At 69.5% G+C, this 1390-nt stretch carries 1 protein-coding gene; it reads left to right on the top strand.

The window, feature by feature from the left end; all coding sequences use genetic code 11:
* Window positions 1–403 precede the first annotated feature (403 nt).
* Window positions 404–1090 carry a TetR family transcriptional regulator gene (locus tag FUT87_RS17500; protein WP_147241837.1) on the top strand — a complete coding sequence of 229 codons (687 nt, stop codon included), beginning with the start codon at window positions 404–406 and terminating at the stop codon, window positions 1088–1090.
* Window positions 1091–1390 lie beyond the last annotated feature (300 nt).

Below are 1390 nucleotides of genomic sequence, written 5' to 3'. Positions count from 1 at the left end.
TCGGCGAAGGCGCCGTGGACCAGCACGATGGTGGGCTTGGCGCCGGCGGGCGCTGCGTCCTTGGCGAGCGCGGGGCCGGCGGCCGTCAGCGCGACCGTGACGCCCAGCGCGGCGAAGGCGCCCAGCGCGGCCGAAGCGCAGGAGCGGAGGGAACGGGACGAAGATGAAGACATGGTGGCTGCCTCTGCAGGATCGGGTGGAGGTCGGCGGAACCCCTGTCCCGCCGCTGTCCGCCATCAGAGCAGCGCCGCCCTGCGCGGCAAATTGAACCTGCGGGCGCGCCGCCCCCTACCTGTGTATGGTCCGCGGACCGTGGACAACCCGGTTGCCGCTGGCCGCCGCCCTGCGTATCATGAGGCGATTCATGTAGTGCCCGCTACATGAAATCGCATTCAGGACATTCATGGCTCAGAAGAAGCAGACCCAGGCGGTGCGCGGCACCGGCGTGCGCGAGGCCGCCGCGCAGGCCACCCGCGACAGCATCCTCAAGGCGGCGACCAAGGTGTTCGCGCGCTATGGCTACGACGGCGGCAGCATCGAGAAGATCTCCAGCTCGGCCAAGACGCACGACCGGATGATCTATTACTACTTCGGCAGCAAGGAGGGCCTGTTCATCGCGGTGCTCGAGGGCATCTACGACCGCATGGACCGCGCCGAGGCCACCTGCGCGCCGGACACCGCCGACCCGGTCGCGGCGCTGAAGACGGTGATCCGCTTCAAGATCGACTACTACCGCCGCCACCCCGAGTTCGTCACGCTGCTCAACACCGAGAACCTGCACAAGGGCAAGCATGTGGCCAAGTCGGAGAAGGCGGTGGAGTACTCGTCCACCGCGGTCGACCTGATCCGCGACATCCTCGATGCCGGCGCCGCGCAAGGCCTGTTCCGCGCCGACCTGCGCCCGCGCGACGTCTACCTGCTGATCGTCTCGACGGCCTATTTCTTCACCTCCAACCGCCACACGCTGTCCGCCTTCCTGGGCGAATCGCTGGAGACGCCCGAGGCCGTCGCCGCCTGGGAGCGCTTCGTCACCGACAGCGTGCTGCGCGTCGTGCGCGCCGATGCGGCGTCGCTTCCGCTCACGGCCTGAACCGACGGCGCGATCGCGCCGCGCGTTCAGCGCAGCGCTCCATGGGCGCGCACGGGGATCGCGCTTTCCCGGATCGGGTACCCCGTTCGAGGTAGGACGTCGCCGTCGCGGTGGACATCGATGCCAGCGGGCGTTCGCGAGGCGCATCGCGACTTGTAGGATGAATTCATCCGGTCCGGCACGTGGCCCGTGCCCCCTGCGCGCGAGCGCCGCGCGTGCCAGGACGGGCGCCAGCCGACTGCCCCGATGACCTACTTCCGTCCCACCTCGCTGGAGGACGCGCTCGCCGCGCTGGCCGAG

Source organism: Mitsuaria sp. TWR114, from assembly GCF_007997345.1.
The sequence above is the reverse complement of the archived record's forward strand: the minus strand, read 5'-3'. Positions and strand labels throughout refer to the sequence as shown.

Bases quoted from the DNA above. Each gene is read 5' to 3' on its own strand.
- FUT87_RS17500 (WP_147241837.1), top strand. From the start codon at position 404: ATGGCTCAGAAGAAGCAGACCCAGGCGGTGCGCGGCACCGGCGTGCGC.